At 52.9% G+C, this 23,359-nt stretch carries 26 protein-coding genes; 9 read left to right on the forward strand and 17 right to left on the reverse strand.

Annotated features, from left to right (window positions below; all coding sequences use genetic code 11):
• The first annotated feature begins 84 nt into the window (after window positions 1–84).
• Window positions 85–309 (forward strand): cysteine-rich CWC family protein, encoded by a 225-nt coding sequence (locus AB8881_12010; protein XDZ63255.1) that lies wholly within the window; start codon window positions 85–87, stop codon window positions 307–309.
• Between the two features lie 46 nt (window positions 310–355).
• Here AB8881_12010 and AB8881_12015 read toward each other — a convergent pair whose 3' ends face one another.
• Window positions 356–928 carry a YfbR-like 5'-deoxynucleotidase gene (locus AB8881_12015; protein ID XDZ64561.1) on the reverse strand — a complete coding sequence of 191 codons (573 nt, stop codon included), beginning with the start codon at window positions 926–928 and terminating at the stop codon, window positions 356–358.
• Window positions 929–1,320: 392 nt separating this feature from the next.
• On the opposite strand from AB8881_12015, the gene AB8881_12020 reads away from it, so the two are divergent.
• Window positions 1,321–2,019 (forward strand): hypothetical protein, encoded by a 699-nt coding sequence (locus AB8881_12020; protein XDZ63256.1) that lies wholly within the window; start codon window positions 1,321–1,323, stop codon window positions 2,017–2,019.
• Between the two features lie 64 nt (window positions 2,020–2,083).
• Here AB8881_12020 and AB8881_12025 read toward each other — a convergent pair whose 3' ends face one another.
• The 4 genes from AB8881_12025 to AB8881_12040 all read right to left on the reverse strand — a co-directional run bounded on the left by AB8881_12025 (window position 2,084) and on the right by AB8881_12040 (window position 4,656).
• Window positions 2,084–2,704 carry a flavin reductase family protein gene (locus AB8881_12025; GenBank protein XDZ63257.1) on the reverse strand — a complete coding sequence of 207 codons (621 nt, stop codon included), beginning with the start codon at window positions 2,702–2,704 and terminating at the stop codon, window positions 2,084–2,086.
• Window positions 2,705–2,788: 84 nt separating this feature from the next.
• Entirely contained in the window at window positions 2,789–2,968 is a 180-nt protein-coding gene (locus tag AB8881_12030) for a hypothetical protein (GenBank protein XDZ63258.1), read from the reverse strand.
• 24 nt (window positions 2,969–2,992) lie between these two features.
• Window positions 2,993–3,445, reverse strand: coding sequence for a YcgN family cysteine cluster protein (locus AB8881_12035; protein ID XDZ64562.1), 453 nt, complete (start codon window positions 3,443–3,445; stop codon window positions 2,993–2,995).
• Entirely contained in the window at window positions 3,385–4,656 is a 1,272-nt protein-coding gene (locus AB8881_12040; protein ID XDZ63259.1) for a class I SAM-dependent methyltransferase, read from the reverse strand. The genes AB8881_12035 and AB8881_12040 overlap by 61 nt, the downstream gene beginning before the upstream one ends.
• Before the next feature lie 140 nt (window positions 4,657–4,796).
• Between AB8881_12040 and mnmC the strand changes: the two genes are divergently transcribed.
• Window positions 4,797–6,644: an FAD-dependent 5-carboxymethylaminomethyl-2-thiouridine(34) oxidoreductase MnmC gene (gene mnmC, locus AB8881_12045; GenBank protein XDZ63260.1), complete on the forward strand. Its 1,848-nt coding sequence runs from the start codon at window positions 4,797–4,799 to the stop codon at window positions 6,642–6,644.
• On the opposite strand, the gene AB8881_12050 is transcribed toward mnmC, so the two are convergent.
• From AB8881_12050 to rpsF, 11 genes are all read right to left on the reverse strand, one after another.
• Entirely contained in the window at window positions 6,639–7,361 is a 723-nt protein-coding gene (locus AB8881_12050) for an SDR family NAD(P)-dependent oxidoreductase (protein XDZ63261.1), read from the reverse strand. The two genes, mnmC and AB8881_12050, sit on opposite strands and share 6 nt — an antisense overlap.
• A 27-nt stretch (window positions 7,362–7,388) precedes the next feature.
• Window positions 7,389–8,843 (reverse strand): amidophosphoribosyltransferase, encoded by a 1,455-nt coding sequence (gene purF, locus AB8881_12055; GenBank protein XDZ63262.1) that lies wholly within the window; start codon window positions 8,841–8,843, stop codon window positions 7,389–7,391.
• Window positions 8,844–8,972: 129 nt separating this feature from the next.
• Window positions 8,973–9,611: a CvpA family protein gene (locus tag AB8881_12060; protein XDZ63263.1), complete on the reverse strand. Its 639-nt coding sequence runs from the start codon at window positions 9,609–9,611 to the stop codon at window positions 8,973–8,975.
• Between the two features lie 58 nt (window positions 9,612–9,669).
• On the reverse strand, window positions 9,670–11,040 hold the full coding sequence (gene radA, locus AB8881_12065) for a DNA repair protein RadA (GenBank protein ID XDZ63264.1): 1,371 nt from the start codon (window positions 11,038–11,040) through the stop codon (window positions 9,670–9,672).
• The gene (locus AB8881_12070; GenBank protein ID XDZ63265.1) at window positions 11,040–11,831 is read right to left on the reverse strand and encodes an ABC transporter ATP-binding protein; all 792 of its coding nucleotides are present in this window, start codon (window positions 11,829–11,831) and stop codon (window positions 11,040–11,042) included. The genes radA and AB8881_12070 overlap by 1 nt, the downstream gene beginning before the upstream one ends.
• Before the next feature lie 2 nt (window positions 11,832–11,833).
• Complete coding sequence (locus tag AB8881_12075; GenBank protein ID XDZ63266.1) at window positions 11,834–12,610, reverse strand: MlaE family ABC transporter permease; 777 nt, start codon at window positions 12,608–12,610, stop codon at window positions 11,834–11,836.
• Between the two features lie 159 nt (window positions 12,611–12,769).
• Window positions 12,770–13,918: an alanine racemase gene (gene alr, locus AB8881_12080; GenBank protein XDZ63267.1), complete on the reverse strand. Its 1,149-nt coding sequence runs from the start codon at window positions 13,916–13,918 to the stop codon at window positions 12,770–12,772.
• A gap of 6 nt (window positions 13,919–13,924) precedes the next feature.
• Entirely contained in the window at window positions 13,925–15,421 is a 1,497-nt protein-coding gene (locus tag AB8881_12085) for a replicative DNA helicase (GenBank protein ID XDZ63268.1), read from the reverse strand.
• A 137-nt stretch (window positions 15,422–15,558) separates the two neighbouring features.
• Complete coding sequence (rplI, locus tag AB8881_12090) at window positions 15,559–16,164, reverse strand: 50S ribosomal protein L9 (protein XDZ63269.1); 606 nt, start codon at window positions 16,162–16,164, stop codon at window positions 15,559–15,561.
• A gap of 28 nt (window positions 16,165–16,192) precedes the next feature.
• Entirely contained in the window at window positions 16,193–16,447 is a 255-nt protein-coding gene (gene rpsR, locus AB8881_12095) for a 30S ribosomal protein S18 (GenBank protein ID XDZ63270.1), read from the reverse strand.
• Window positions 16,448–16,450: 3 nt separating this feature from the next.
• The gene (gene rpsF / locus AB8881_12100; GenBank protein XDZ64563.1) at window positions 16,451–16,879 is read right to left on the reverse strand and encodes a 30S ribosomal protein S6; all 429 of its coding nucleotides are present in this window, start codon (window positions 16,877–16,879) and stop codon (window positions 16,451–16,453) included.
• Window positions 16,880–17,337: 458 nt separating this feature from the next.
• Here rpsF and fabD point away from each other — a divergent pair, with 458 nt between their 5' ends.
• The 6 genes from fabD (at window position 17,338) to gmk (ending at window position 22,499) form a co-directional block, all read left to right on the forward strand.
• On the forward strand, window positions 17,338–18,288 hold the full coding sequence (gene fabD, locus AB8881_12105; protein ID XDZ63271.1) for an ACP S-malonyltransferase: 951 nt from the start codon (window positions 17,338–17,340) through the stop codon (window positions 18,286–18,288).
• Between the two features lie 76 nt (window positions 18,289–18,364).
• Window positions 18,365–19,105, forward strand: coding sequence for a 3-oxoacyl-[acyl-carrier-protein] reductase (gene fabG / locus AB8881_12110; protein ID XDZ63272.1), 741 nt, complete (start codon window positions 18,365–18,367; stop codon window positions 19,103–19,105).
• A gap of 131 nt (window positions 19,106–19,236) precedes the next feature.
• Window positions 19,237–19,473: an acyl carrier protein gene (locus tag AB8881_12115; GenBank protein XDZ63273.1), complete on the forward strand. Its 237-nt coding sequence runs from the start codon at window positions 19,237–19,239 to the stop codon at window positions 19,471–19,473.
• Window positions 19,474–19,564: 91 nt separating this feature from the next.
• Window positions 19,565–20,827, forward strand: coding sequence for a beta-ketoacyl-ACP synthase II (gene fabF / locus AB8881_12120; GenBank protein ID XDZ63274.1), 1,263 nt, complete (start codon window positions 19,565–19,567; stop codon window positions 20,825–20,827).
• Window positions 20,827–21,834 carry an endolytic transglycosylase MltG gene (gene mltG / locus AB8881_12125; protein ID XDZ63275.1) on the forward strand — a complete coding sequence of 336 codons (1,008 nt, stop codon included), beginning with the start codon at window positions 20,827–20,829 and terminating at the stop codon, window positions 21,832–21,834. Before fabF ends, mltG begins: the two co-directional genes overlap by 1 nt.
• On the forward strand, window positions 21,831–22,499 hold the full coding sequence (gmk, locus tag AB8881_12130; protein XDZ63276.1) for a guanylate kinase: 669 nt from the start codon (window positions 21,831–21,833) through the stop codon (window positions 22,497–22,499). Before mltG ends, gmk begins: the two co-directional genes overlap by 4 nt.
• On the opposite strand, the gene rsmA is transcribed toward gmk, so the two are convergent.
• Window positions 22,496–23,356 (reverse strand): 16S rRNA (adenine(1518)-N(6)/adenine(1519)-N(6))-dimethyltransferase RsmA, encoded by an 861-nt coding sequence (gene rsmA, locus AB8881_12135; GenBank protein ID XDZ63277.1) that lies wholly within the window; start codon window positions 23,354–23,356, stop codon window positions 22,496–22,498. The two genes, gmk and rsmA, sit on opposite strands and share 4 nt — an antisense overlap.
• Between the last annotated feature and the right edge of the window lie 3 nt (window positions 23,357–23,359).

Here is a 23,359-nt window from a genome sequence, read left to right on the forward strand (position 1 = left end):
GGTTATGACCCGCTTTCTTGCGGGTTGCTCTTGCCAGTTAAATATTGGATGCTAGCCCGGCAATCTAGGGATGCGGAGATTTTTTTGGAAAAATTGACCTGTGAGCATTGTGGCACATTGTTCAATTGTGGCGCGCCACCGGGAAAGGATCATTGCTGGTGCATGGATCTGCCCAATATGCGTGGCGGCTTTGATCTTGCTGGAAGCTGTGTTTGTCCCGATTGTCTGACATTGGGACGCGCCAAAATTTTGATGAAATCACGCCGGGTCAAAAAGCGCCAGCGTGCGGCTTCGGCATTACGCAAATAACTGCCCATTGGTAGCGGCCATAAGTGGCGGCCATTATTAGCGGTCATTATTGCATCTGTTTTTTATACCCGCCAAGGATTGAAAAGCGCCGCAGAAAGCTGGCCGCTGCCTCGTCAGGCGATTGTGGGCGCAGCCTTATATTGGCAGGTGTGCCAGCAGGTTTAATGAAAATCTTTGCGGCCTCGCTCTCGGCAAAGCCGGCAAGCTGGGTTGCCTCCAGCCATGCGGCCATACGGTCGGCGCGTTTAATCGTGCGTTGTACCGTTTCGGGCAGGCTTGCTGGCAGGCCAAAGCGGATATTAACGGCCCGATCAAGCCCGGATTCGATGTCGCGGTAAATACCGCCAAGGACGTGTTTAAACGGCGTTATCATGTCGCCGATCACATATTCCGGTGCGTCATGCAGTAATGCGGCTAGGTACCATTTCTGGTCTAGTTTTGGCGCATTTGCGCGCACCAGCCGTTCAACCAAAACACAATGCTGGGCAACTGAAAAACTGTGTTTGCCGCGGGTTTGTCCGTTCCAACGGCTGACCCGTGCTAGCCCGTACGCAATGTCCTCGATTTCGATATCCAGTGGTGACGGGTTTAAAATATCGAGGCGCCGACCGCTTAGCATCCGTTGCCATGCGCGGTGCGTGATATCGCCTTTAATTAGCGTTGCCAAAGGTTTCCGGACTTGCTTTTTAAGTGATCTGCCGCCTGACTTGCCTGCCGATTTGCCCCCTGTTTTGATAGCTGATGATCGGGGTGAGGCAGGCTTTTGCATGACAGAAGATCCAAATGATTTAATGGTGGAAAAGATCGAACTAGCCGGATTTAACGATGATCCGGCTCACCAATTTGCCAAGACTTGACCAAAGTTTCAAGCAAGCAGACCTTGGCAAAGGCGATCTGTTATCGGTGATCGTCAGCATTGCCGATCATTGCTTGGCGTTTGGGCATCATTGTTGTATCTAGAACCGTTAGTGGTACCGGTATGGCATCATGATCATGGCAAGGATTGCCCGCATGGATTTTTTTGAAACACAAGAACGCTATCGCCGCCGGGAAATGCGCGGCTGGTTGGTGCTGTTTGTGCGTATTGCCTTGATTGTCGGTGCATTGTGGTTTGGCTGGCTGTGGGGACAGGCCGAGCAATCTAGCTTGCAGGCCGAAGCCGATCTGGTGATTTATGAAAATAATGTGCGCATTACCGAACTCAGCACCCACGTTCAAAATCTACAACTTGAACTGGCAAAAACTAGGGCGGATGGTACGGCGAAATCGATCACTGGCGACGATAATGTGCCGTTGCGTCGGGTAATCGCCAGAAAAATAGCCACTGGTGTGACGTCAGAGCAGATTACGTCATCTATTCAGTCTCTTGGAAAACCGGCAAATTGCCGCGAGGTGGCGCGCAACGACGTTGCAGTTGCAACACCGCTTTATGCCGGGCCGGAATCCAAACTCACACTGTTTGGTGGCGGGCTGAATTTGTCGGTTGAGGGCAGCGCCGGAAAACAGGCACAGCGTGATACACCATGGTTTGATCCGACGTTACCGGTCAGTGTTCGACACGTGTTTCTTGGGGGGCAGAAAACCATCAGCGGGTCATTGCCGTTGAATGCAATCATCCCAACCGAAGACTGGATTTTGAAACTGCGTTATGAGAAAGCTGGCATTCTTGGCTATGTGACAGCAATTGTTTCAAGCTGCACATTGCGGTAAATTAACGATCATTCAAAAACTAGCGCCAGATTAATTGCTTCCAGAATAAGTGCCTGTTGTACGGCTAGGTTTTTTCGGGGCGTGCCATCGCAAAAACATCGGTTACCCGGGCGTAATCCATATAGCCAAGCCGAGCAAGTGGCTGATAGCGCGTGACATCAACCTTGCCATCAATGATCACATCATCGGCGATATGAATACCGGTAATGATCCCAATTACCATGACGCCAGCATCATTATCCTCTGGCTTTGGCAGTTCAATCACCTTCCATAATTTGCATTCAAGCGCCGCCGGCGAGGCGGCAACACGCGGCACCGTCACGCTATGGCAATCGGCCATATCCAGCCCTGCAGCGGTAAATTCATTCTGGCCGTAAGGCAGCCCTTCTGAGGTGATGTTCATCGCATCACCAAGGTCCGAGCTGACGATATTAACGACAAATTCCTCGGTCTCGATCACATTGCGAAGCGAGTCCTTATGCTGTCCGTTCCCCGATGGTGCGCTGCTGAACATCACCATTGGTGGGAGTTCGGAAATGGCATTGAAATAGCTGTAGGGTGCTAGGTTAACGCTGCCGTCTTTGCCACGGCTGGAAATCCAGCCAATTGGACGCGGCGATACAATCGCTTTAAGGGGGCTAAATGAAAGGCCTGCTTCTTTATGCAATCCGGGGCGAAAATACATGACGCTAACTCCTGAACATGGTCGCGAGATGTTATAATCCTCTTTGCCCGAATTCGACAAGCTGTAATACCAGATATCCCGCGCCTAAGACGGCGTTGTTTCACCCTTGAAACGCATGGTGCAAGCGCCAGTAAAAATCTGCGTGAAAAGCGATTCTTTGCATAATGTCCAGCTTGGTGCTGGCTTGCCCTCAGAGTCGCGCCAAATCATCGAAATCGACAATACCGCCATCAACGCCAGCAATATCCACATTGTTCGGCTCATGACTTGCCTCTTCTGTTTTTCCGGTTACCAGATCGTTATATGGTCAGGCAGATCATCTTCGTCAACCGCGCTTTCCGGTGTCACGCGTCCGGCGACCGAGTGACCGGCCAGAATAGCACTGTCGGGGTTGCCGGTGATAAGCGGGTGCCAGTCGGGCAGATCCTTGTTCTCATAGATCAAACGGTAAGCACAGCTTTTCGGCATCCAGCTTAGTATTCCCAGATTATCAGGCGTCAGCATAACGCAATCTGGAACAAATGATTTGCGCTTTTCATAGCTGCTGCATCTAGCGGTTTTGCAATCGAGCAATTTACAGCTCACATCGGTATAATGCACCTCGCCAGTATCAACATCTTCAAGCTTTAAGACACAGCATTTCCCACAGCCATCACACAAAGATTCCCACTGGTCTTTGTCTAGCTTTTCGAGCGGGATGGTTTTCCAGAACGGGTTTTTTGGCACAATCTTATCCGATATTGATTTTCATCTCGGCTGATATACCGCCTTGTCAAAGGCACAGCGTTGTGATCATGGGCCAACTGGATCTGAAATACCATACCATCCTGACAGCGAAAGAAATATTCACAGCCAGCAAGATAAAATTCCCATATACGGATAAAGCGCTCGTCATACTCCTCGCGAACCGCGGCGATATTTGCCCGAAAACCGCGACGCCAATGCCGCAATGTTTCCGCATAATGGCCACGCATGATTTCAATATCGAGAATCTTTAACCCTTGCCGGCCAGCGGCCCGGGTCATTTGTTCGAGCGATGGCAGATAGCCGCCCGGAAAGATATATTTATTCAGCCAGCGATTACAACGCCTTGCCGTTTGGTGAACCCCGATAGAATGCACCAGCGCAACGCCATTTGGCGCTAAAAGTCGCGCGATGCTTGCAAAATAGCTGTTGAAATGACGCTCGCCAACATGCTCAAGAATCCCGACCGATACGATGCGATCAAAAACGCCGCGTTGATGCCGGTAATCGCAAAGCTCAAAATTAAGATGTCGCCCGCGCTGATCCTGCTGTGCCTTTTGGCGCGCATAGGCGTGCTGATTTTCCGAGAGGGTGATGCCCGTTACCGAAATATTGGGTTGCATCTCATAAAGCGGGTTGGCAAGGCCGCCCCATCCACAGCCAATATCAAGAATATGATGCCCGGGTTGTAAACATAGTTTGGTACCGATCCGCGCCAGCTTGTTGATTTGCGCATCAGCAATCGTTTCACTGACATCATGGAAATAGCCACAGGAATATTGACGCCGCGGGTCAAGGAAGTGATCAAAAAGGCTGTCTTTCAGATCATAATGATGGGCGACATTACGCTTTGCCCGCCCCAGTAGATTAAAATATTGCCAAAATGCCAGATAATTACCGGCGAACAGCCCTAACTTTGACAGCCAGTGATTTTGCCAATGACTGTTATTTGCCATTAAAAGTGCCATGAACGGGTCAAGGTCATTGCCCTCGATGATCAGGCTGCCATCCATATAGGCCTCGCCGATAGCAAGGTCTGGCCGCAGAAGAATACGCCAGAACAGGTGACGGGATTTTAACTTAATGGCGACATCTGGGCCGTCTTGTTTACCGTTAAGGCGATAATAAGGCCCATTTGCGATGGTGATGGTCAGGCAACCAAAATTGAGAAACTGCTCAAAAATTGATAATTCGAGGCGTGTCGGCATGGCGCACTACACATGTCCATATGATCACCCCTCCAAGAATAACCAGCAAAAAACAAAAAAAGCGTTAAAGCGACAATCTTTTTTAGCGCAAAGATTGGCATTTTCTTGCGGCGTGGACGCAGCAGGTGCAGATTACCGTCATGACGGAACCCGCAACGCATCATTCAGCCGATTACCGGCTAGCCGCCGCACCATTATCTCAGCGTGATGGGGTTTTGCGCGCTGATGATTTTGATGATTTATATTTCTCGGCAGACGATGGTTATGCCGAGGCTCGCCATGTATTCCTTGCCGGTAATGATTTGCCGCAACGGCTTGCAACAGCATCACATTTTACCATTGCTGAAACTGGTTTCGGGACGGGTCTGAATTTTCTGGCGCTATTGGTGTTGCTTGATGATGGGGCAGTATCGCATCAAGGGCCGTGTCAGATTGACTATATCTCGGTCGAGGCACGGCCGTTGCCAGCCGCTGTCATGACGCAATCTCATCAGGCATTTCCGGCGCTTGCCAAGCACAGCCGTGATCTGGTTGCGGCATTGCCGCCATATTGGCCCGGATTACATCGCTGTGATTTTTACAATGGCAGGGTGCGTCTGCATTTGATTTATGGCGATGCGGCTGATGCGCTGGCGAAAGCCGATTTCGCCGCCGATGCATGGTTTCTGGATGGGTTTACCCCGGCCAAAAATCCGCAATTATGGACGTCTGATCTTTTGAAATCGGTTGGTCGCTTAACGCGCGCTGGCGGCAGTTTTGCAACATTCACCGCTGCCAGGTCGGTACGGCAGGGGCTTATTGATGCTGGATTTGATGTTGAAAAACGCCCCGGTTTTGGCCGCAAGCGCGATATGCTTGCTGGCCGGAAAACGGGTGCTTTAGCACCGTCATCGGATTTGGCAAATTGCAGAATTGGCATCATTGGCGGCGGGATTGCCGGTGCCTCGGTTACGGCAGGATTGGTGGCGCGGGGGATCGCTCCGCATCTTGTCGAGGCGGGTGAGGGGCTTGCTGGTGGTGCATCAGGTAACCGGCTGGCGGTGCAAAGCCCGCGTTTGAGTGTTGATCATAATGCGGCGAGCCGGATGTCTGCTGATTGCCTGTCTTATGCGTCTCGGTGCAGCGATGCCGCCGGGGCAACAATTGCCGACAAAGTTATTTCACTTGATTGGCCGGAACGCGAAGCGGTGCGGCAAGCCAAATTTCGCACGCAGTTCTGGCCCGATGATTTGATGCAGTTTGTTGATATGGCCGGCGCGTCAAGCATCGCCGCTATCAAACTTCCGCTTGGGGGTGTTTTGCATCCGTTTGGGCGGGTCATTGATCCGGTACGCCTTACCACGCATCTTGGCGCTGGTGCGGTCAGCCATTTTGGCTTTCAGGTCATAAATATCAACCGCGATGATAACGGGTACCATCTGGTAGCGGCTGATGGACGCCGCCTGACGTTCGATCGGCTCGTGATTGCCGGCGGTGCTGATCTGGCTGGGCTTCATGCAATGCTGGCGGTTACTGGCATCAATATTGACGTTACCTCCGGTCAGGTCAGTCATGTGCCGACGAATGCTGATTTGGCGGATTTGCGCGCGGGTATCAGTTTTGGTGGTTATCTGACGCCGGCCAAAGATGGTTTGCATGAATTGGGCGCGACATTTGACCGAGAGGGCAAGGTCGAAATCCTGCCAAGTGCGCATCTTCATAACCGCCAGCTTTTGCCGGATGGATTTGCGTGCCGCCTGCCGGATACGGCAGACTATGGCGCGCGGGTAAGCCGGCGGGCCAGTACAGCAGATCGCAATCCGGTATGTGGCAAAATTGACGATGATCTTTATGTGCTTGGGGCGCTAGGCGCACGCGGCCTGACCTTGGCGCCTTTGCTTGGCGATATGCTGGCAGCTGCGATCGCTGGGATGCCGGTCACGCTTGATCGTGATATTCGGCGTACGCTCGATCCTTATCGTTTTCGTCTGCGGGCAAGCCGCCTATAGACCCAGCATTTCGCGTGCGTCAAAGCGTTTGCCGTGATCGCTACAACCGGGGCTGAGAAGCGTCAAGAAAGCTGGCGCAATATCTGCTGGTTGCGGCAATAGCCCCTGATCTTCGCCCGGGAACGCCGATGCCCGCATGCCAGTGGCTGTACCGCCCGGGTTGATCATGTTAATTCGCAAATTGGTTTTTTCGGTTTCGCCCGCCCAAACACGGCCCATCGCCTCTAGCCCCGCCTTGGAAATTGCATAAGGCCCCCAGAATGGGGCAATGCCACTAGCAACACCGGATGAGACCAGAACGGCGCGGCCAGCAGGTGCGGCAATCAATAGCGGCTCCATCGCACGGATTAAATGCCACTGAGCGGTTAGATTAACCGAGATAGTATTATCCCAGACCTTGTCGTCAAGATGTGACAATGGGGTCAGCGGCCCAAGCATTGCCGCATTAGCAAGCAACCCGTCAAGACGTCCCCAGCGACCGTGGATGGCCGCGGCAAGGCGCGGCATCGCGGCGTAATCAGCCATATCAAGCTCAACAATGGTCGCTTTTCCGCCAGCGACCTTAATCTCGTCATCAAGGTCTTCAAGTGCGCCCATCGTGCGGCCGGTAATGACCGTTTCGGCACCGGCTTTAGCCACAGCCAGCGCAACCGCACGGCCAATACCGCGGCTGGCACCAGTTATCAAAATCACTTTATCTTTAAGATCAGGGGTCATGCGGCGCTCACGTCAGGTTGGTAAGGGCTAGCGGCTGCTGCCATGCGAAACTCGTTTGCTTGACAGGCCAGACGCCAGTTTAATCGGGTAATCACCAGTAAAGCAGGCATCACAAAATTGTGGGCCATCGGGATTGCGGCTTGCTTCACCCATTGCCCGATAAAGCCCGTCAATTGAAATGAATGCCAATGAGTCGGCGCCAATTTCCTTGGCAATCGCGTCAACGTCCAGTTTGGCGGCAATCAACTGGTCTTTGTCGGGCGTATCAACCCCGTAAAAACATGGATTTGTCGTTGGCGGGCTGGCAATGCGCATATGCACCTCAGCCGCACCGGCGGCGCGCATCATCGCCACGATTTTACGCGATGTGGTACCACGCACAATCGAGTCATCAACCAGCACGACACGTTTGCCGCGCACGGTTGCCGGGTTGGCGTTATGCTTCATCTTGACGCTGTCGTTACGGCCTTGCTGTGTCGGCTGGATAAAGGTGCGGCCGATGTAATGATTACGGATGATGCCCAGCTCAAAAGGGATTTTGGCGGCTTCGGCATAACCGAGCGCTGCCGGCACGCCGGAATCGGGAACAGGCACAACCAAATCGGCATCAGCGCCTGACTCATGCGCCAGCTCGGCACCAATGGCCTTACGCGCATGATAGACGCCGCGCCCCTCAAGCACACTGTCAGGGCGGGCAAAATAGATGTATTCAAACACGCAAAACCGGCTGGCTTGCACAGGGAAGGGCTTGAGTGATTTGACACCGGCCTTGGTAATCACAACCATTTCACCCGGTTCCAGATCCCGCACGATCTCTGCACCAACAATGTCCAACGCACAGCTTTCTGATGCCAGCACATAAGCATCGCCCTGTTTGCCGAGAACCAACGGCCGCACCCCAAGCGGGTCACGCACGCCGATCATCATGTCTTTGGCAACACAAACCAGCGAATATGCCCCCTCAATTTGCTTTAGCGCATCAATCAACCGGTCAGTTACGTTGTCTTGATGCGAGCGTGCAACCAGATGCACAATGATTTCAGTGTCTGATGATGATTGAAACAGGCTGCCAGTTTCGACCAGTGATGAACGCAGCCGCGCCGCATTGGTGAGATTGCCATTATGCGCAAGCGCAAAGCCGCCAAAGGCTAGTTCTGATGAAAATGGCTGAATTTCCAAAAGGGCGTTTGAATTTCCGCTCGTTGAATAGCGGTTATGCCCGATCGCAACATGACCAACTAGATTTTCGATATGTGATGAGCCAGCGCCAAAATTTTCGCCAACATGACCAAGGCCGCGATGGGCGTAAAAAGACTTGCCGTCAAAGCTGACTATGCCAACCGCCTCTTGCCCACGATGTTGCAAGGCGTGCAAGCCTAGCGCGGCGTTAATGCTGGCTTCATTTGTGCCGAAAATGCCGAAAACTGCGCATTCTTCTTGTAAATGATCATCATAAAAAGGGTCGGTTGTTACCAAGCTCATAATCAATGTCCTAAGGTCAAGACGGATTTAATAACACCCCGATGCCCGCCAATGGCAGGGTTATCAACCAAAACACCGGTGCGCGTCAAGTCGTGTCAGATATGCCATCGGCAGGCAGTGCCAGCCGCGTTATTTCGTCTGCTCATCGCTAAATAATTTCATGCCGTTATTGATCGCATTTTTGCCTGCCTCAATCGGCGCGTTTAGGCTATCGCTTGCTTTGCTATCAAATATAGGTGGCCGATAAGACAAATTATTGATCAACTGATCTCGATAATCCTCTGGCACGAAGTCCGAGAAATAATGGGCGCTGCGGCTCAGCAGCGGCGTGCTCTGCGAGTCTTTGACAATTTTTGGCAGATTTTCCTCACCGTCAGTGCCAAAGACGGCAATCACAAAGACGATCAGTACAAGGCCGAAACCGCGGATAATCCCAAACAATACGCCAAGCCAGCGATCAAGGCTGGCGAACCCGACACGTGTTAGCGCAGGCGCCATTACGCTTGCGAGGATAAACCAGACCACAACTGATGCGGCAAAGGGCAGGGCCCACGCCAGTGCGGCGCCGAGCCCCTTGATTTGCAGTAAATCAACAATCGGGTCTTCAATTTGAGGGGCGGTGAAATTCGCCACCAAGATTGAGACAACCCACCCAATAAGACCCAGCAATTCGCGCGTTATGCCGCGCAATGTGGACAAAACACAAGACAGCACCAACACCAGCAGGATGCCGTAATCTACAAGTGTCAATGTTGCAAAGTCGATCATCTAGACCCTTTGTCCGGAACGGTTTGACGCCAAAAGCGCCAAATTATGCGTTAGGACGTTAATTTATTCCACCCATAACTTCGATCAACTCAGCCAATGTTGTTGGCTGTGCCATTGATATACCAGTTGTTTTACTAATTGATTTTCGGGGGCGCGGCATAACCGCATTGTCAAACCCCAGCTTGGCCGCTTCTTTTAGCCGCGCCTCGGCCTGTGCAACTTGCCTTAACTCCGCCGACAACGCCACTTCGCCAAAAAAAACCGTGCGTTTTGGGGCGGGTCGGCCCGTCACCGATGAAATCAACGCCGCCGCCACTGCAAGATCAGCCGCGGTTTCATGAATTTTCAACCCGCCAGCCACATTCAGGAAAATATCACGTCCCGATAAGGGCACCCCGCATCGTGCTTCAAGAACCGCAGTCAGCATCGCAAGGCGGCTTGAGTCCCACCCAACCACATTACGCCGCGGGCTTGCCAGTGACGATGGTGCGACCAGCGCCTCGATCTCAACAAGAACCGGCCGGCTGCCCTCGATGCCAGCAAACACCACAGCGCCGGTAACATCGTCCCGCCGGTCAGCCAGAAATAGTTCTGACGGGTTTGGCACTTCGGCAAGGCCTGCTTCGACCATCTCAAAGACGCCAATTTCGTCAGTCGCGCCAAACCGGTTTTTCACGCTTCGCAAGATTCGGAAATGATGCGATCTGTCGCCTTCAAAATACAGTACCGCATCCACCATATGTTCCAGCACACGCGGGCCGGCTATGGCGCCGTCTTTGGTGACATGGCCGACAAGTAACAGTGCCACCTGATTATTTTTTGCGGCTCGGATGAGTTCTTGTGCGGTGGCGCGTACCTGTGAGACGGTGCCGGGCGCCGAGTCTAGGCTTGGTAAAAACATCGTTTGAATCGAATCGATCACCATAATATCCGGCTTGTCGGCACCATCCATTGATGCCGCGATATCACTGGCATTTGTTGCGGTGCCTAGCTCGACACTCGCACCCGATAGCCCCAGCCGCTGGGCACGCATTCGCACCTGATCAGCCGATTCCTCACCCGAAATATAGGCTGCCTTCAGGCCGGTCGCTGCCAGCTTGCAGGTTAGCTGTAGCAACAGGGTTGATTTGCCAATCCCGGGGTCGCCGCCGATCAATGTTGCCGATCCTGGAACCAGACCGCCACCTGACACACGGTCAAATTCACTGATGCCTGAGCGCATTCTGGGCGGAGGCTCACTGCTGTTATCAAGTGAGAGTGACTCAAGTTGTATGCGGCGGCCAGTTACCCGTTTGCCGGGGCCTGACGGTGCTTCTTTTCTTTCTTCGACAAGCGTATTCCACGCGCCGCAATCATCACATTTTCCGGCCCATTTCGGGGCAATGGCACCGCATTGCTGGCACACAAATGAGATTGTGCTTCTGGCCATTATGAATGAGCCTTTTGTGAGGGGCTCATTTCACGCGTCAACGGCCCTTCTGATAAGCCATGAACAAATTGATGCACCTCAGGAACCCCGCTATTTTCCATATTATCGGCAGATCCCGCCCAGATGATTACGCCATTATGCACCATCGCCACCTTATCGGCGATGCGCCGTACCGAAGCCATGTCATGGCTGATCGTCACGGTCGTCGCACCAAGCCGTTTGCGCGCATCAATAATCAGGCGGTCAATAACCCCGCCGGTAATTGGGTCTAGGCCGGATGTTGGCTCGTCAAACAACAGGATTTCCGGCTCGTCAACAATCGCACGGGCCAGCGCAACGCGTTTTTGCATGCCGCCCGACAATTCAGCTGGATATCGGTCGATAACCGTGGCGGCAAGCCCAAGCTGGGTGATCGTTTGCGCGGCGATATCACGCGCCTCGCTTTTGCCAAGATCGCGTTGATGGCGCAATCGAAAGGTCACATTTTCCCAGATTGGCAATGAATCGAACAGGGCGCCAAATTGGAATGTCATGCCAAAACGCTGGCGCAGATCCTCAAGCGCGGCACGCCCTTGGCCAAGAATTTCTTTGCCGTCAATTTTTATGCTACCGCTATCTGGCGTGATCAACCCGTTAAGGCATTTCATCAAGACGGATTTGCCGCAGCCCGATGTACCAATAATCACCAACGATTCCTGTGGCGCAATGGTCAGATCAATCCCTTTAAGAACATGATTGTCGTCAAATGATTTGGTAACAGCCGATAATTCGATTTTTGGGATAACCGCCATGCCTATCCCCCAAAAAATATTGTCGTGACGACATAATTGGCGATCAGGATCAAGATCGATGCAGACACAACGGCATTGGTTGTAGCACGGCCAACCCCTTGCGCCCCGCGGCCTGAATGATAACCGTGATAACAGCCCATAAGCGCGATCAGAAATCCGAATACAGCGGCCTTTATCAGGCCAAGTGTTACATCGGACACTTCAAGATATTCAAGCGTTCGCGCCAGATAGATCGACGGGTTAAAGCCAAGCCGGTATACCCCGACAATACAGCCGCCAAAAACGCCAATCACGTCACCAACCAGCACCAGAAATGGCAAGCAGATCGTGCCAGCCAGCAATCGCGGCGCAACAAGATATTGCATTGGGCGTGTCGATAAGGTGTCAAGCGCGTCAATCTGGTCGGTTACCCGCATCGTGCCAATTTCAGCAGCCATTGATGCGCCAATGCGGCCAGCAACCATTAACCCTGCCAAAACGGGCCCTAATTCGCGCGTCACTGATAAAACAACCACAGTTGCGACCGTGTCCTCGGCCGAAAAGCGGGCAAAGCCGGTATAGGATTGCAGCGCCAGCACCATTCCAGAAAATAACGTGGTCAGCCCAACGACGGGGAGGGAGTAATAGCCAATGTCAACGATCTGGCGAAGCAATTGCTGCCAATAATATGGCGGGGTGAAAATCCAGCGCACCGCAGTTACCGAAAACAGAGTGATCCGGCCGAATGCAGCAAGGAAAGTGAGGATGGTGCGACCTATATTTTGGACAAAGCCGAGCATATGTCTTGGAACCGTCCTCGATAAATAGTGAAAAAGCAGCTTTCGTTATGCCGATGTTTGCCTTTTTTGGCTATAGAAAATCTGTCAGTCGCCAAAAATATGGGAAGAAACTGGTTAAAGTTTCACCGCCAAAAGACAAAAACGGGAACAGCGTAATGCCTAAACGCCGCCGCAATAACGCCAATTTGCGCGGTGACCAAGATTTGTGATGATCTCATAGGAAATCGTCTCAAGGTCAGCCGCCATCGCTTCCAGCCGATAATCATCATGGATCAGCGCGGCAAAATCGGCGCGTAGGGCCGTTTTGTCAAGATCGGTCACATCGACGGTAATGCTATCCATCGAAATGCGGCCAATTACCGGTGCAACCTGTCCGCCAATTGATACGCTTGCCCTACCTCCAAGCTGGCGTCGATAGCCATCAGCATAGCCAACGCCGATCGTGGCAATGCGCGAGTCGCGCTGTAATTCAACCGTTCCGCCATAGCCAACCCGGTCACCGGCAACCGCATGACGGATTTGCAAGATCCTAGCCTGCCAGTCAAAAACTGGTCGCAATTGAGGTGTCGCCGCCTCCAGCGGATGAATGCCATAAAGCGCAATGCCCGGGCGCGTCATCTGGAAATGATAATCGCTTCCCAACAAACAGCCGGCACTGTTGGCAAGGCTGGCCGGTACCGCCGGAAACCAGCTTCGAAGCTCGTTAAAGCTGGCAAGTTGCCGCCGGTTAATTGGATCATCGACCACTTCACCAGAAACAAGGTGGCTCATCACATAGGCAATATCCAGCCCATCGAGTGCTGCTTTATTCTGGATCAGCCAGTCAGCCTGATCCGCATCCAGCCCAAGCCGCGTCATGCCCGTATCGAAATGCAGCAATGCAGGCAGCGATGTGCCGGTCTTGTTGGCGAAAAGCCGCCAGCGGGTAATTTGTTCAAGATCATTTAAAACCGGCACTAATTGATGGGCGGCAAGCGCGTCTTCTTGGCCGCGTTGGGCGCCGTGCAGGACCATGATCTGCAGGCCATCATGACCGGTGGCACGAAATGTCTTCCTTAATTCAATCGCTTCACCAAGGCTGGCAACAAAGAATATGTCTGCGCCCGCACGCGCCAGAGCGCTGGCAACTGCGCCGCTGCCAAGGCCATAACCATTTGCCTTGACCATGGCCGCCGTCTTTGTTTTCGGTGATGACAGACTGTCGATGAAACGCCAATTTTCGACAATCGCATCAAGGTTAACGGTGATCGTGCTATCGGCAGCTAGAACAGTAAAATCGACGGTATTTTTGGACGGGTTTGTCGTCATGGCAAATTAGAACCCTTCGGGAAGATGGGTGCTTTCGGTTAGATCAGTAAAATGGGTAAAGCGTTTCTCGAAATGTACCAGCACCGATCCTGTTGGCCCGTGTCGCTGTTTGGCAACGATGACTTCGGCCTTGTTTTCTGAATTTTGCATCTTTCGTAGCCATTCGTCATGACGAATATTGAAGGTGTCTTCCGACTCTTCCATTTTGCGTTCGGGTTCGCGCTTGTTCAGATAATATTCCTCGCGATACACAAACATGACCACATCGGCATCCTGCTCGATTGATCCAGACTCTCGCAAATCGGCGAGGTTTGGCCGTTTGTCCTCGCGCATTTCAACAGCACGCGATAATTGGGATAGCGCCACCACAGGAACATTCAAATCCTTGGCGATGGCCTTTAGGGTTCGGCTAATGTTCGAGATTTCCTGAACGCGGTTTTCTGACCTTACGCCTAGCTGCGGCGTTAACAGCTGAAGATAATCGACGATGATCAGCCCAAGGCCGGACGTGCGCTTTAGCCGGCGCGCGCGGCTGGCAAGCTGCGAGACCGATAGCGATGGCGTATCATCAATAAAGAATGGCGCGCTTGCGATCGTGTTGCTGGCGGCGACAAGCTGATCAAATTCGGCACGGTTCAGCTTGCCGCGTCGGATTTGTTCCGAGTCGATTTGTGCGCGTTCCGACAAAATACGCGTTCCCAGCTGTTCAGCCGCCATTTCCAGTGAGAAAAAAGCAACCGGAACGGCGGTTTCGCCAGTACGGGTAGTTGCCGCCGCATGAAAGGCAATGTTGGTCGCCAGCGCCGTTTTACCCATGCCCGGGCGACCGGCCAGAATAATCAAATCCGATTTATGCATACCGCCAAGCAGATTGTTCAAATCGGTCAAGCCGGTACTGGTTCCAGACAGGTGCCCGTCACTTTTCCGTGCGAGGTCGGCTTGGGTGATACTGCCGCTGATCACCGAATCAAACCCGCGCAAACCAACGCTGGCACTATCCGTATCGGCAAGGCGGAATAATTTTGACTCGGCCGCTTCAATCTGTTGATGCGCCGGCACGTCAACCTCGGGCTGGCTGGCATCCAAAATCACTTCATCGCCGATTAAGATGAGCTGGCGACGGACATGAGCCTCATGGATAATTTTGGCGTAATCGGGGGCTTGGGTAATGCTGATCACACCATCGGCAAGCTCTGAGAGGTATGTTTCGGAACTGTCGCTCTGGAAATCTTCATAATCGGTAAAAAAGCTTTTCAGCGTAACCGGATTGGCCAGTTGCCCCCGTTCAATCAACCGCTGCATTGTCGAGAAAATCCGGCCATGAAACGGATCATAGAAATGATCGGCAAGCAAACGATCGTCAATACGTTCAATGACGCTGTTATCAAGCAGGATCGCGCCAAGCAGATTTTGTTCAGCCTGCAGGTTATGCGGCATGACGCGGGCTGGCGGTGTTGTGCCAGATCCGGGAAAGGTTTTTATGTTCGAGCGTTCATCAGCCATAGGTTTTTATAGCAGCCTCGCATCGCAATTGCCCCATGTTAAGACTGGGGATGATGGGGATAACTCAAAAAACAGTTTTTTTTTGACAAAAAAAACCGGAGACAAAGCTCCGGTTTTAATCACATGATCTATCAGGTTTAGGCTTCGCTTTTATCGGCCGTATCATCGTCAGATGATGTTTCAGCTGATCCTTCTGCAGCTTTGGAACCTTCGCTGTCAGCGGCTTCAAGGGCTGGCTCATCATCGGTGATTTCGCCGGTTACTGCCATGCCTGTTTTCAGCTGGGTTTCAGCCTCAGCCAGCGAACGGGCAATATTCACAATAACAGTCACCGAAACTTCTGGATGCAGACGGATACGGGCTTCGGTAAGGCCCAAGGTCTTGATCGAGCGATCCATCACGACCTGATTGCGGTCGATGGTAAAACCGGCTTCGGTAACCGATTCGGCAATATCGCGTGATGTGACTGATCCGAAAAGCTGACCCATCTCAGAGGCAGCCCGCACCATATTGACAGCCAGCCCCTGCATTTTTGCAGCTTCGGTCTCGGCGTCTTTACGAAGCTCAAGATTGTTGGCTTCACGCTGGGCGCGTTCGGCTTCGAACCGCTCCATGTTGGCTTTGTTTGCCCGAAGAGCCTTGCCCTGCGGGATAAGGTAGTTGCGCGCATAGCCTGTTTTCACATTGACGAGATCGCCCATCTGACCCAGCTTTTCGATGCGTTCAAGAAGAATGATTTGCATTTTGATGTCTCCTGAATTCTGGCGATGCTTATGCGGTCACATATGGCATCAGTGCCAGAAAGCGTGACCGCTTGATGGCAGTGGCAAGTTCACGCTGTTTTTTTGCAGAAACAGCAGAAATGCGTGACGGAACGATTTTACCGCGCTCTGATGTATAGCGGGCAAGCAGCTTGGTGTCTTTGTAATCGATCTTTGGCGCATTCGGACCAGAAAACGGACATGCCTTGCGGCGACGGTTAAATGGTTTACGTACGGCTTCGCGTTTGATTTCCAACTGGGTCATTGATTAGCCCTCACTTTTTTCGGCGTCTGCGCTGTCATTTCTGTTAGCCTTGGCTTCGTTTTGGTCACCATCGTCACGGTCATCACGTCCGCCGCGCTGTGGGCGTTCGGTCTTTACCTGCATCATGATTGATGGGCCTTCCTCGACCTCTTCAATCCGGATGTTCAAAAAGCGCAGAACATCCTCATTCAGGCCCATGATGCGCTCATATTCCTTAAGCGCTTCTGATCCGGTTTCGAGGTTGAACATGACATAATGGCCCTTCCGGTTCTTTTTGATCCGGTAGGCAAGGGCGCGAAGACCCCAATATTCACGTTTTTTGATTGATCCACCGGCAGATGTAATGATCTCGGCGAATTCATCAGCCATGGTTTCCACCTGGGCTGCAGTAATATCCTGGCGTGCAATAAACACGCTTTCATACAAGCGCATGATAACTCCTTCTGGCTTATTGTTGCTGCCGACAATGGCACCAACGAACCGGCTAACCGGCAAGGATAAAGTCAATGATGTAATATGTTTGCGGCGGATCGCCACAAGCACGAGGCGCACCATACACTTTTTTGCCGCAAGCGCAAGCCTGATCGGCATCTTTGCCGCATCACAATAGCAAACGCATGATAGGTGCTGTCGCCATCATCGGCCGAACATGATTTTTCATCCGGTTATCTGTCCGGTGATTTGCCAAATTCTCTGCATCACGGCCCCGCCAATTATTTGGTCGTGACGGGCACGGCAAATGGTTGCCTTTGCAAAGACTTCTGGCATAGGGTTTGAGATATATCTGTTTGTGATACAAATAAAGGCGCGGTGCGCCAGGGTAAAGTTTCAAGTCAGCTGGCAATTGGCCAGTGAGTGGGTGAACTATATCCAGTAAATGGGTGAACTATATGACGAATCAATCGATTGCATTTCTGTTTCCGGGTCAGGGATCTCAGGCTGTTTGCATGGGCGGTGCGTTGGCCGCGTCACATGCGGCAGCGAAACAGGTGTTTGAAGAGGTGAATGATGCGCTTGGCGAAAACCTGTTTGCCATAATGCAGGATGGGCCAGATGATGCGATCCGCATGACGCGCAATGCCCAGCCGGCGTTGTTTGCGACGTCGATGGCGGCGGTTCGGGTGATCGAGGCTGAGCTTGGTACATTGCTGACCTCGCGTGGCGGCTTGGCGGCAGGCCACTCGCTTGGGGAATATGCGGCTTTGGCAGCATCCGGCAGCCTTTCGATCAGTGATGCGGCGCGGTTGCTGCGCCAGCGCGGTGATGCGATGCAATCGGCGGTGCCGGTCGGCGAGGGCGCAATGGCGGCAATTCTTGGTGGTGATGAAGATCAGATCAATGCCATTCTGGCTGATGCGCAATCATCCGGCCTTGTTCAGATTGCCAATGATAATGCGCCGGGGCAGATTGTGGTTAGTGGTGCCGCAGCGGCAGTGGACGCGGCGATTGAGTGCGCCAAGGCAGCAGGCTTGCGGCGGGCGATTAAACTGCCGGTGTCGGCGCCGTTCCATTGTGAATTGATGGCGCCTGCCGCCGATGTGATGGCACAGGTGTTGGCTGAAACAGCGATATTGGACGCCGCGATGCCGGTCTATTGTAATGTAACGGCAGCAGCTGAGACCAAGGCGGAGCAGCTTCGCGCTAACCTTGTGACACAAGTGACCGCACGGGTAAGATGGCGCGAGACCTTGCTGGCCATGAGTGCCGCCGGTGCGACAAAATTTATTGAGCTTGGAACTGGTAAAGTTCTGTCTGGGCTGGTCAAGCGCGGGGTCGAGGCCGAGGTCGTGTTAAATCTCGAAGGGCCGGATGATCTGGACAGCGTGTTGGCGCAATTGTAGTCTGGTGTCGGCTGGAATTTTTTTGCTGAAACGCGTTTAAGCCGCGCCCTCCAAAATCTTTGAAAAAGGGGTTGTTATGTTTGATCTTCAGGGCAAAGTCGCTCTTGTTACGGGTGCCAGCGGTGGCATCGGGGCCGAAATTGCCAGGGCGTTGTACGCGCGGGGCGCGGTTGTTGTTCTGCATGGTACACGCGCTGAACGGCTGAATGCATTGGCGGCAGAGCTTGGCGAGCGGGCATTTGTGGTAACCGCCAATCTGGCTGACCGTGAACAGGTTGCAGGCCTTGTCGATGCGGCTGGCGATGTTGCTGGTGCGCCGGTTGGCATCCTGATCAACAATGCTGGTATCACCCGCGATGGGTTGTTGATGCGGATGAAGGACGAGGATTGGGATGATGTTATCGAGGTCAATATGACCGCGAGCATGATCTTATGTCGGGCGGCAATGCGCAGTATGATGAAGGCACGAACCGGGCGGATTATTTCAATTTCGTCGGTCGTTGGTGTAACCGGTAACCCCGGCCAGACAAATTATGCCGCCTCTAAAGCAGGGATGATCGGCTTTAGCAAATCATTGGCGGCCGAGGTGGCAAGCCGCGGCATCACCGTGAATGTGGTTGCGCCGGGCTTTATCGAAACACCGATGACCGACGTTCTGGATGAGGCGCAAAAAGCCAATCTTTTGACCAGGGTTCCGGCGGGGCGGCTTGGCACGCCAGCTGAAATTGCCGCGTCGGTTGTGTTTTTGGCAAGTGATGAGGCAGCCTATGTTACCGGCATGACAATGCATGCTAACGGCGGCATGGCGATGCTTTAAAAACCGCGTGCTGCTCATTATAGTGACAAACGGGGCTGGCATAACACAGAAAACTATGTTATTTGCCGCCAACTTTTGAATTCTCCGGCCGGACTTCCGGTCAAAATCTAAGCTTCTAAGAGGGGGCACCAATGAGCGATATCGCAGATCGTGTTAAGAATATTGTAGTAGAACATTTGGGTGTAGACGCTGATAAGGTTGTCGAGGGCGCAAGCTTTATTGACGATCTGGGCGCGGATAGCCTTGATACAGTTGAGCTGGTTATGGCGTTCGAAGAAGAGTTCGGCGTTGAAATTCCGGATGATGCTGCCGAGCGTATCCTGACCGTGAAGGACGCTGTATCGTTCCTCGAAGAAGCTGCTGCCTAAGCCTCAGCGTTTCAAACAAATGATCGCTGCGCATTGCTATCTGGTGAATGCGCAGCCGTCGATTTCCACCTGATTTTCTGGGAGGTTTGCCTTGCGCCGTGTTGTTGTTACCGGAATGGGAATGGTTACTCCGCTTGGATCTGGTGTAGACCATAACTGGTCTCAAATCATTGCCGGCAAAAGCGGAATTTCACGCATCGAAGGGTTTGATGTCTCCGATATCGCCTGTCAAATCGCCGGTCAAGTGCCGGGCGCTGACGTTGCTGGCGGGCTTAATCTCGATGACTGGATTGACCCACGCGAACAGCGGAAACAAGACCGCTTTATCCAGCTTGGACTTGTGGCTGCCTGTCAGGCCATTGAGGATTCTGACTGGAAGCCGCAGGATCGCGAGTCGCAATGCCGCACAGGCGTGATGATCGGGTCAGGCATAGGCGGCCTCGAATCAATTGTGAAAACAGATCAACTGATGAACGAGAGAGGCCCGCGGCGAATCAGCCCGTTCTTTATTCCGTCAGCGCTTATCAATCTTATTTCTGGCCATGTTTCGATCCGTTATGGATTTCGCGGGCCAAATCACGCGGTCGTTACCGCCTGTTCAACAGGCGCGCATGCGATCGGTGATGCGGCGCGGATGGTTGCGCTTGATGATGCCGATGTAATGGTAGCGGGCGGCGCGGAAGCTGCGGTATGCCGGATTGGTATGGCGGGGTTTGCAGCTGCACGGGCGCTCTCGACCAGCTATAATGACACACCCGAAGCGGCATCGCGGCCGTGGGATGAAGGGCGTGACGGTTTTGTCATGGGCGAAGGTGCCGGTATCGTTGTTCTGGAAGAGCTGGAACATGCCAAGGCACGCGGCGCCAAGATTTACGGCGAAATCAAAGGCTATGGTATGTCAGGTGACGCACATCATATTACCGCACCAGCTGAGGATGGCGATGGGGGGTTTCGCGCGATGCAGGCGGCGCTAAAGCGCGCCGGACTCGCGCCAAGCGATATTGATTATGTGAATGCACATGGCACCTCAACGCCGCTTGGCGATTTGATTGAAGCCAAAGCCGTGGCCCGTCTTTTAGGTGATGCAGCGGCAAATGTATCCATTTCATCAACCAAAAGCGCGACGGGGCATCTGCTTGGTGCGGCGGGTGCAATCGAGGCGATTTACGCCATTAAAACAGTACAAACCGGTGATTTGCCACCAACCTTGAACCTAAATGATCCAGAAGATCAGGTCGCAGATTTTGACCTCGTGCCGTTGAAATCGCGGAGCCGTAAAGTCCGCAATGCCATGTCGAACTCGTTTGGGTTTGGCGGCACTAATGCGTCATTGATCATGGGTGAGGTTACCTGATGCTTGGCACAGCCGTCCGGTTTTTGTCCCGGTCGGCGATGTTTATTCTGCTGCTTGGCGTGATCGCGTCTGCCGGTATCTATTACTGGCATGACCGGATGCTGCATGGGGCAGGCCCGCATCAAGAAGACGTTCTGATCATCATCGAACCGGGAAGCGGGCATAAGGTGTTGCGCTCAGTTCTTGCGCGGTCTGGGGTGCTATCTCAAATCTACCATTACGATGCGGCGCGATTGCTTGCTGGCGATCGGTTTATGCCAAAGGCTGGTGAATTTCTGCTGCCAGCAAAGGCCAGCGTCAGTCAGATTATGGCGATCATTCATGCGGGGATTAGCTATCAGCGCCGTCTGACCATTGTTGAGGGGCTGCGAAGCGCCGATGTGGTTCGGCTCATTAAGGCCTTGCCACATTTAACTGGCGACGTGCAAACAGTCCCAGACGAGGGCAGTCTGCGCCCCGAAACCTATTTTTACACCCATGCTACCCCGCGTGAGGATCTGATAAACCGGATGCAGCAGATTCAGCAGATGGCGCTTGCCGAGGCTTGGATTGATCGTGCCCCCAATCTGCCCTACAAGACGCCGCAAGATGCGCTGATTATGGCGTCAATCATTGAAAAAGAAGCGGCTGCAGGTGGCGATAGGCGGCTGGTTGCCGCGGTCTTGGTCAACCGGCTGAAACGCGGGATGCGTCTTCAATCTGACCCAACGGTTCAATATGATACAGCTGAAAGTCCGGCCGAACCAAAGCCGATAACCAAAATTGAATTAAAAAACAAAACCCCGTGGAACACCTATGTGATTTCTGGCTTGCCAAAAACACCAATCTGTAATCCGGGGCAGGAATCGATTATGGCGGCGCTGCATCCAGCTGATAGTGATTATCTCTATTTTGTGTCAGATGGCAAAGGCGGGTTACGATTTGCAAAAACACTGGACGCGCATAACCGCAATGTAAGATTATTCAGACAGTTTGAGGCCGCAGCCAAGAAGGACAAAGCGCAATGACCAAAGGATCGTCAGCAGATAGTGATAATAAGAATGGTCTTGTTGGCCGGCGGGGGGTGATGCTGGTGCTGTCATCGCCATCGGGGGCGGGAAAGACGTCAATTTCGCGGCGTCTGCTGGCCGAGGATGATCAGCTGGAGCTGTCGATTTCAGCGACAACCAGAAAGCGTCGTCCGGGCGAGGTTGAGGGCAAGGACTATCATTTCGTAACGACCGATAATTTCCATTTAATGATAAATAACCGTGAAATGTTGGAATATGCCAAAGTCTTTGATCATTATTACGGCACGCCTGCTGCACCGGTAATGGCCGCGCTTGGCGCTGGGCGCGATGTTCTGTTTGATATTGATTGGCAGGGTACCCAGCAGCTTGCTGATGCCAGCCGTGAAGATCTGGTTTCGGTATTTATTCTGCCGCCATCAACGCGCGACCTTGAAAAGCGGTTGCTTAGCCGCGCGCAAGATAGCGCCGATGTTGTGGCCTCGCGGATGGCAAAAGCATCTGACGAAATTAGCCATTATCGTGAATATGATTACATTCTGGTAAATGCTGACCTTGATCAGGCTGTACAGGAAGTAAAGGCCATTTTGCAGGCTGAACGGCTGCGGCGTGACCGGCAGGTTGGGTTAACAAATTTTGTTAAACGGCTTCGCGCTGGCTATTAATCAGTCTCTAGGGCGGCTGCCTCGGCGTGCAATGCAAGGCGGCAAAAAGATTCGACATCAATGTCTTGCGGCCGTTTTTCCGGGTCGATATTTGCTGCCCGTAAAAGCGTTTCCCCGCCAATTTTCTTTAATGAACTTCGAAGCATTTTACGGCGTTGACCAAAGGCAATGCGCGTTAAATTCTCTAATGCGTTTTGATTGCATGGATAGCGCGGCACCGCTAGCGGCACAATCTGTACAATCGATGATGTGACTTTGGGGGCAGGCACGAAGGCTGACGCCGGTACATCAAACAAAATCTCGCTGTCAGCCAGCCAATGGGTCAAAACGCTTAGCCGGCCATAAGCGCTATCCCCCGGTTTGGCGGTGATACGTTCTGCCACTTCCCGCTGGAACATCAGCGTCATGGATTCAAAAGCGCTGGCATGGCTTAACCAATTAATGAATAGAGTTGTTGCGATATTATAGGGCAAATTGGCGATAATCCGGCGCGGCGGCGTGCCCATTTCCCAAATGGCACTCTCCATCGCATCAGCCTCAATTAAATCAAGGCTGTCACCAGCGGCTTTGGTTAATCCGGCGAGAATATCCGCGGCACGCTGGTCTTTTTCGATCGCGATTACATGGTCGGCACCCTCGAGCAATAATGCGCGAGTCAGGCCGCCAGGTCCCGGGCCAATTTCAATCGTGGTACCCGATAACGCGCCGGCTGACCGGGCGATTCTGCGGGTTAGATTAAGGTCGAACAGAAAATTTTGGCCCAATGATTTGCGTGCCCGCATATCCATCATTTCGACAAGCTGGCGTAATGGGGGCAGAGCTTCGATCTGATCAAGCATTAATTGCCGGTCGGTCATTTG

The organism is Alphaproteobacteria bacterium LSUCC0396 (genome assembly GCA_041228345.1).
Classification (GTDB): domain Bacteria; phylum Pseudomonadota; class Alphaproteobacteria; order Puniceispirillales; family Puniceispirillaceae; genus UBA3439.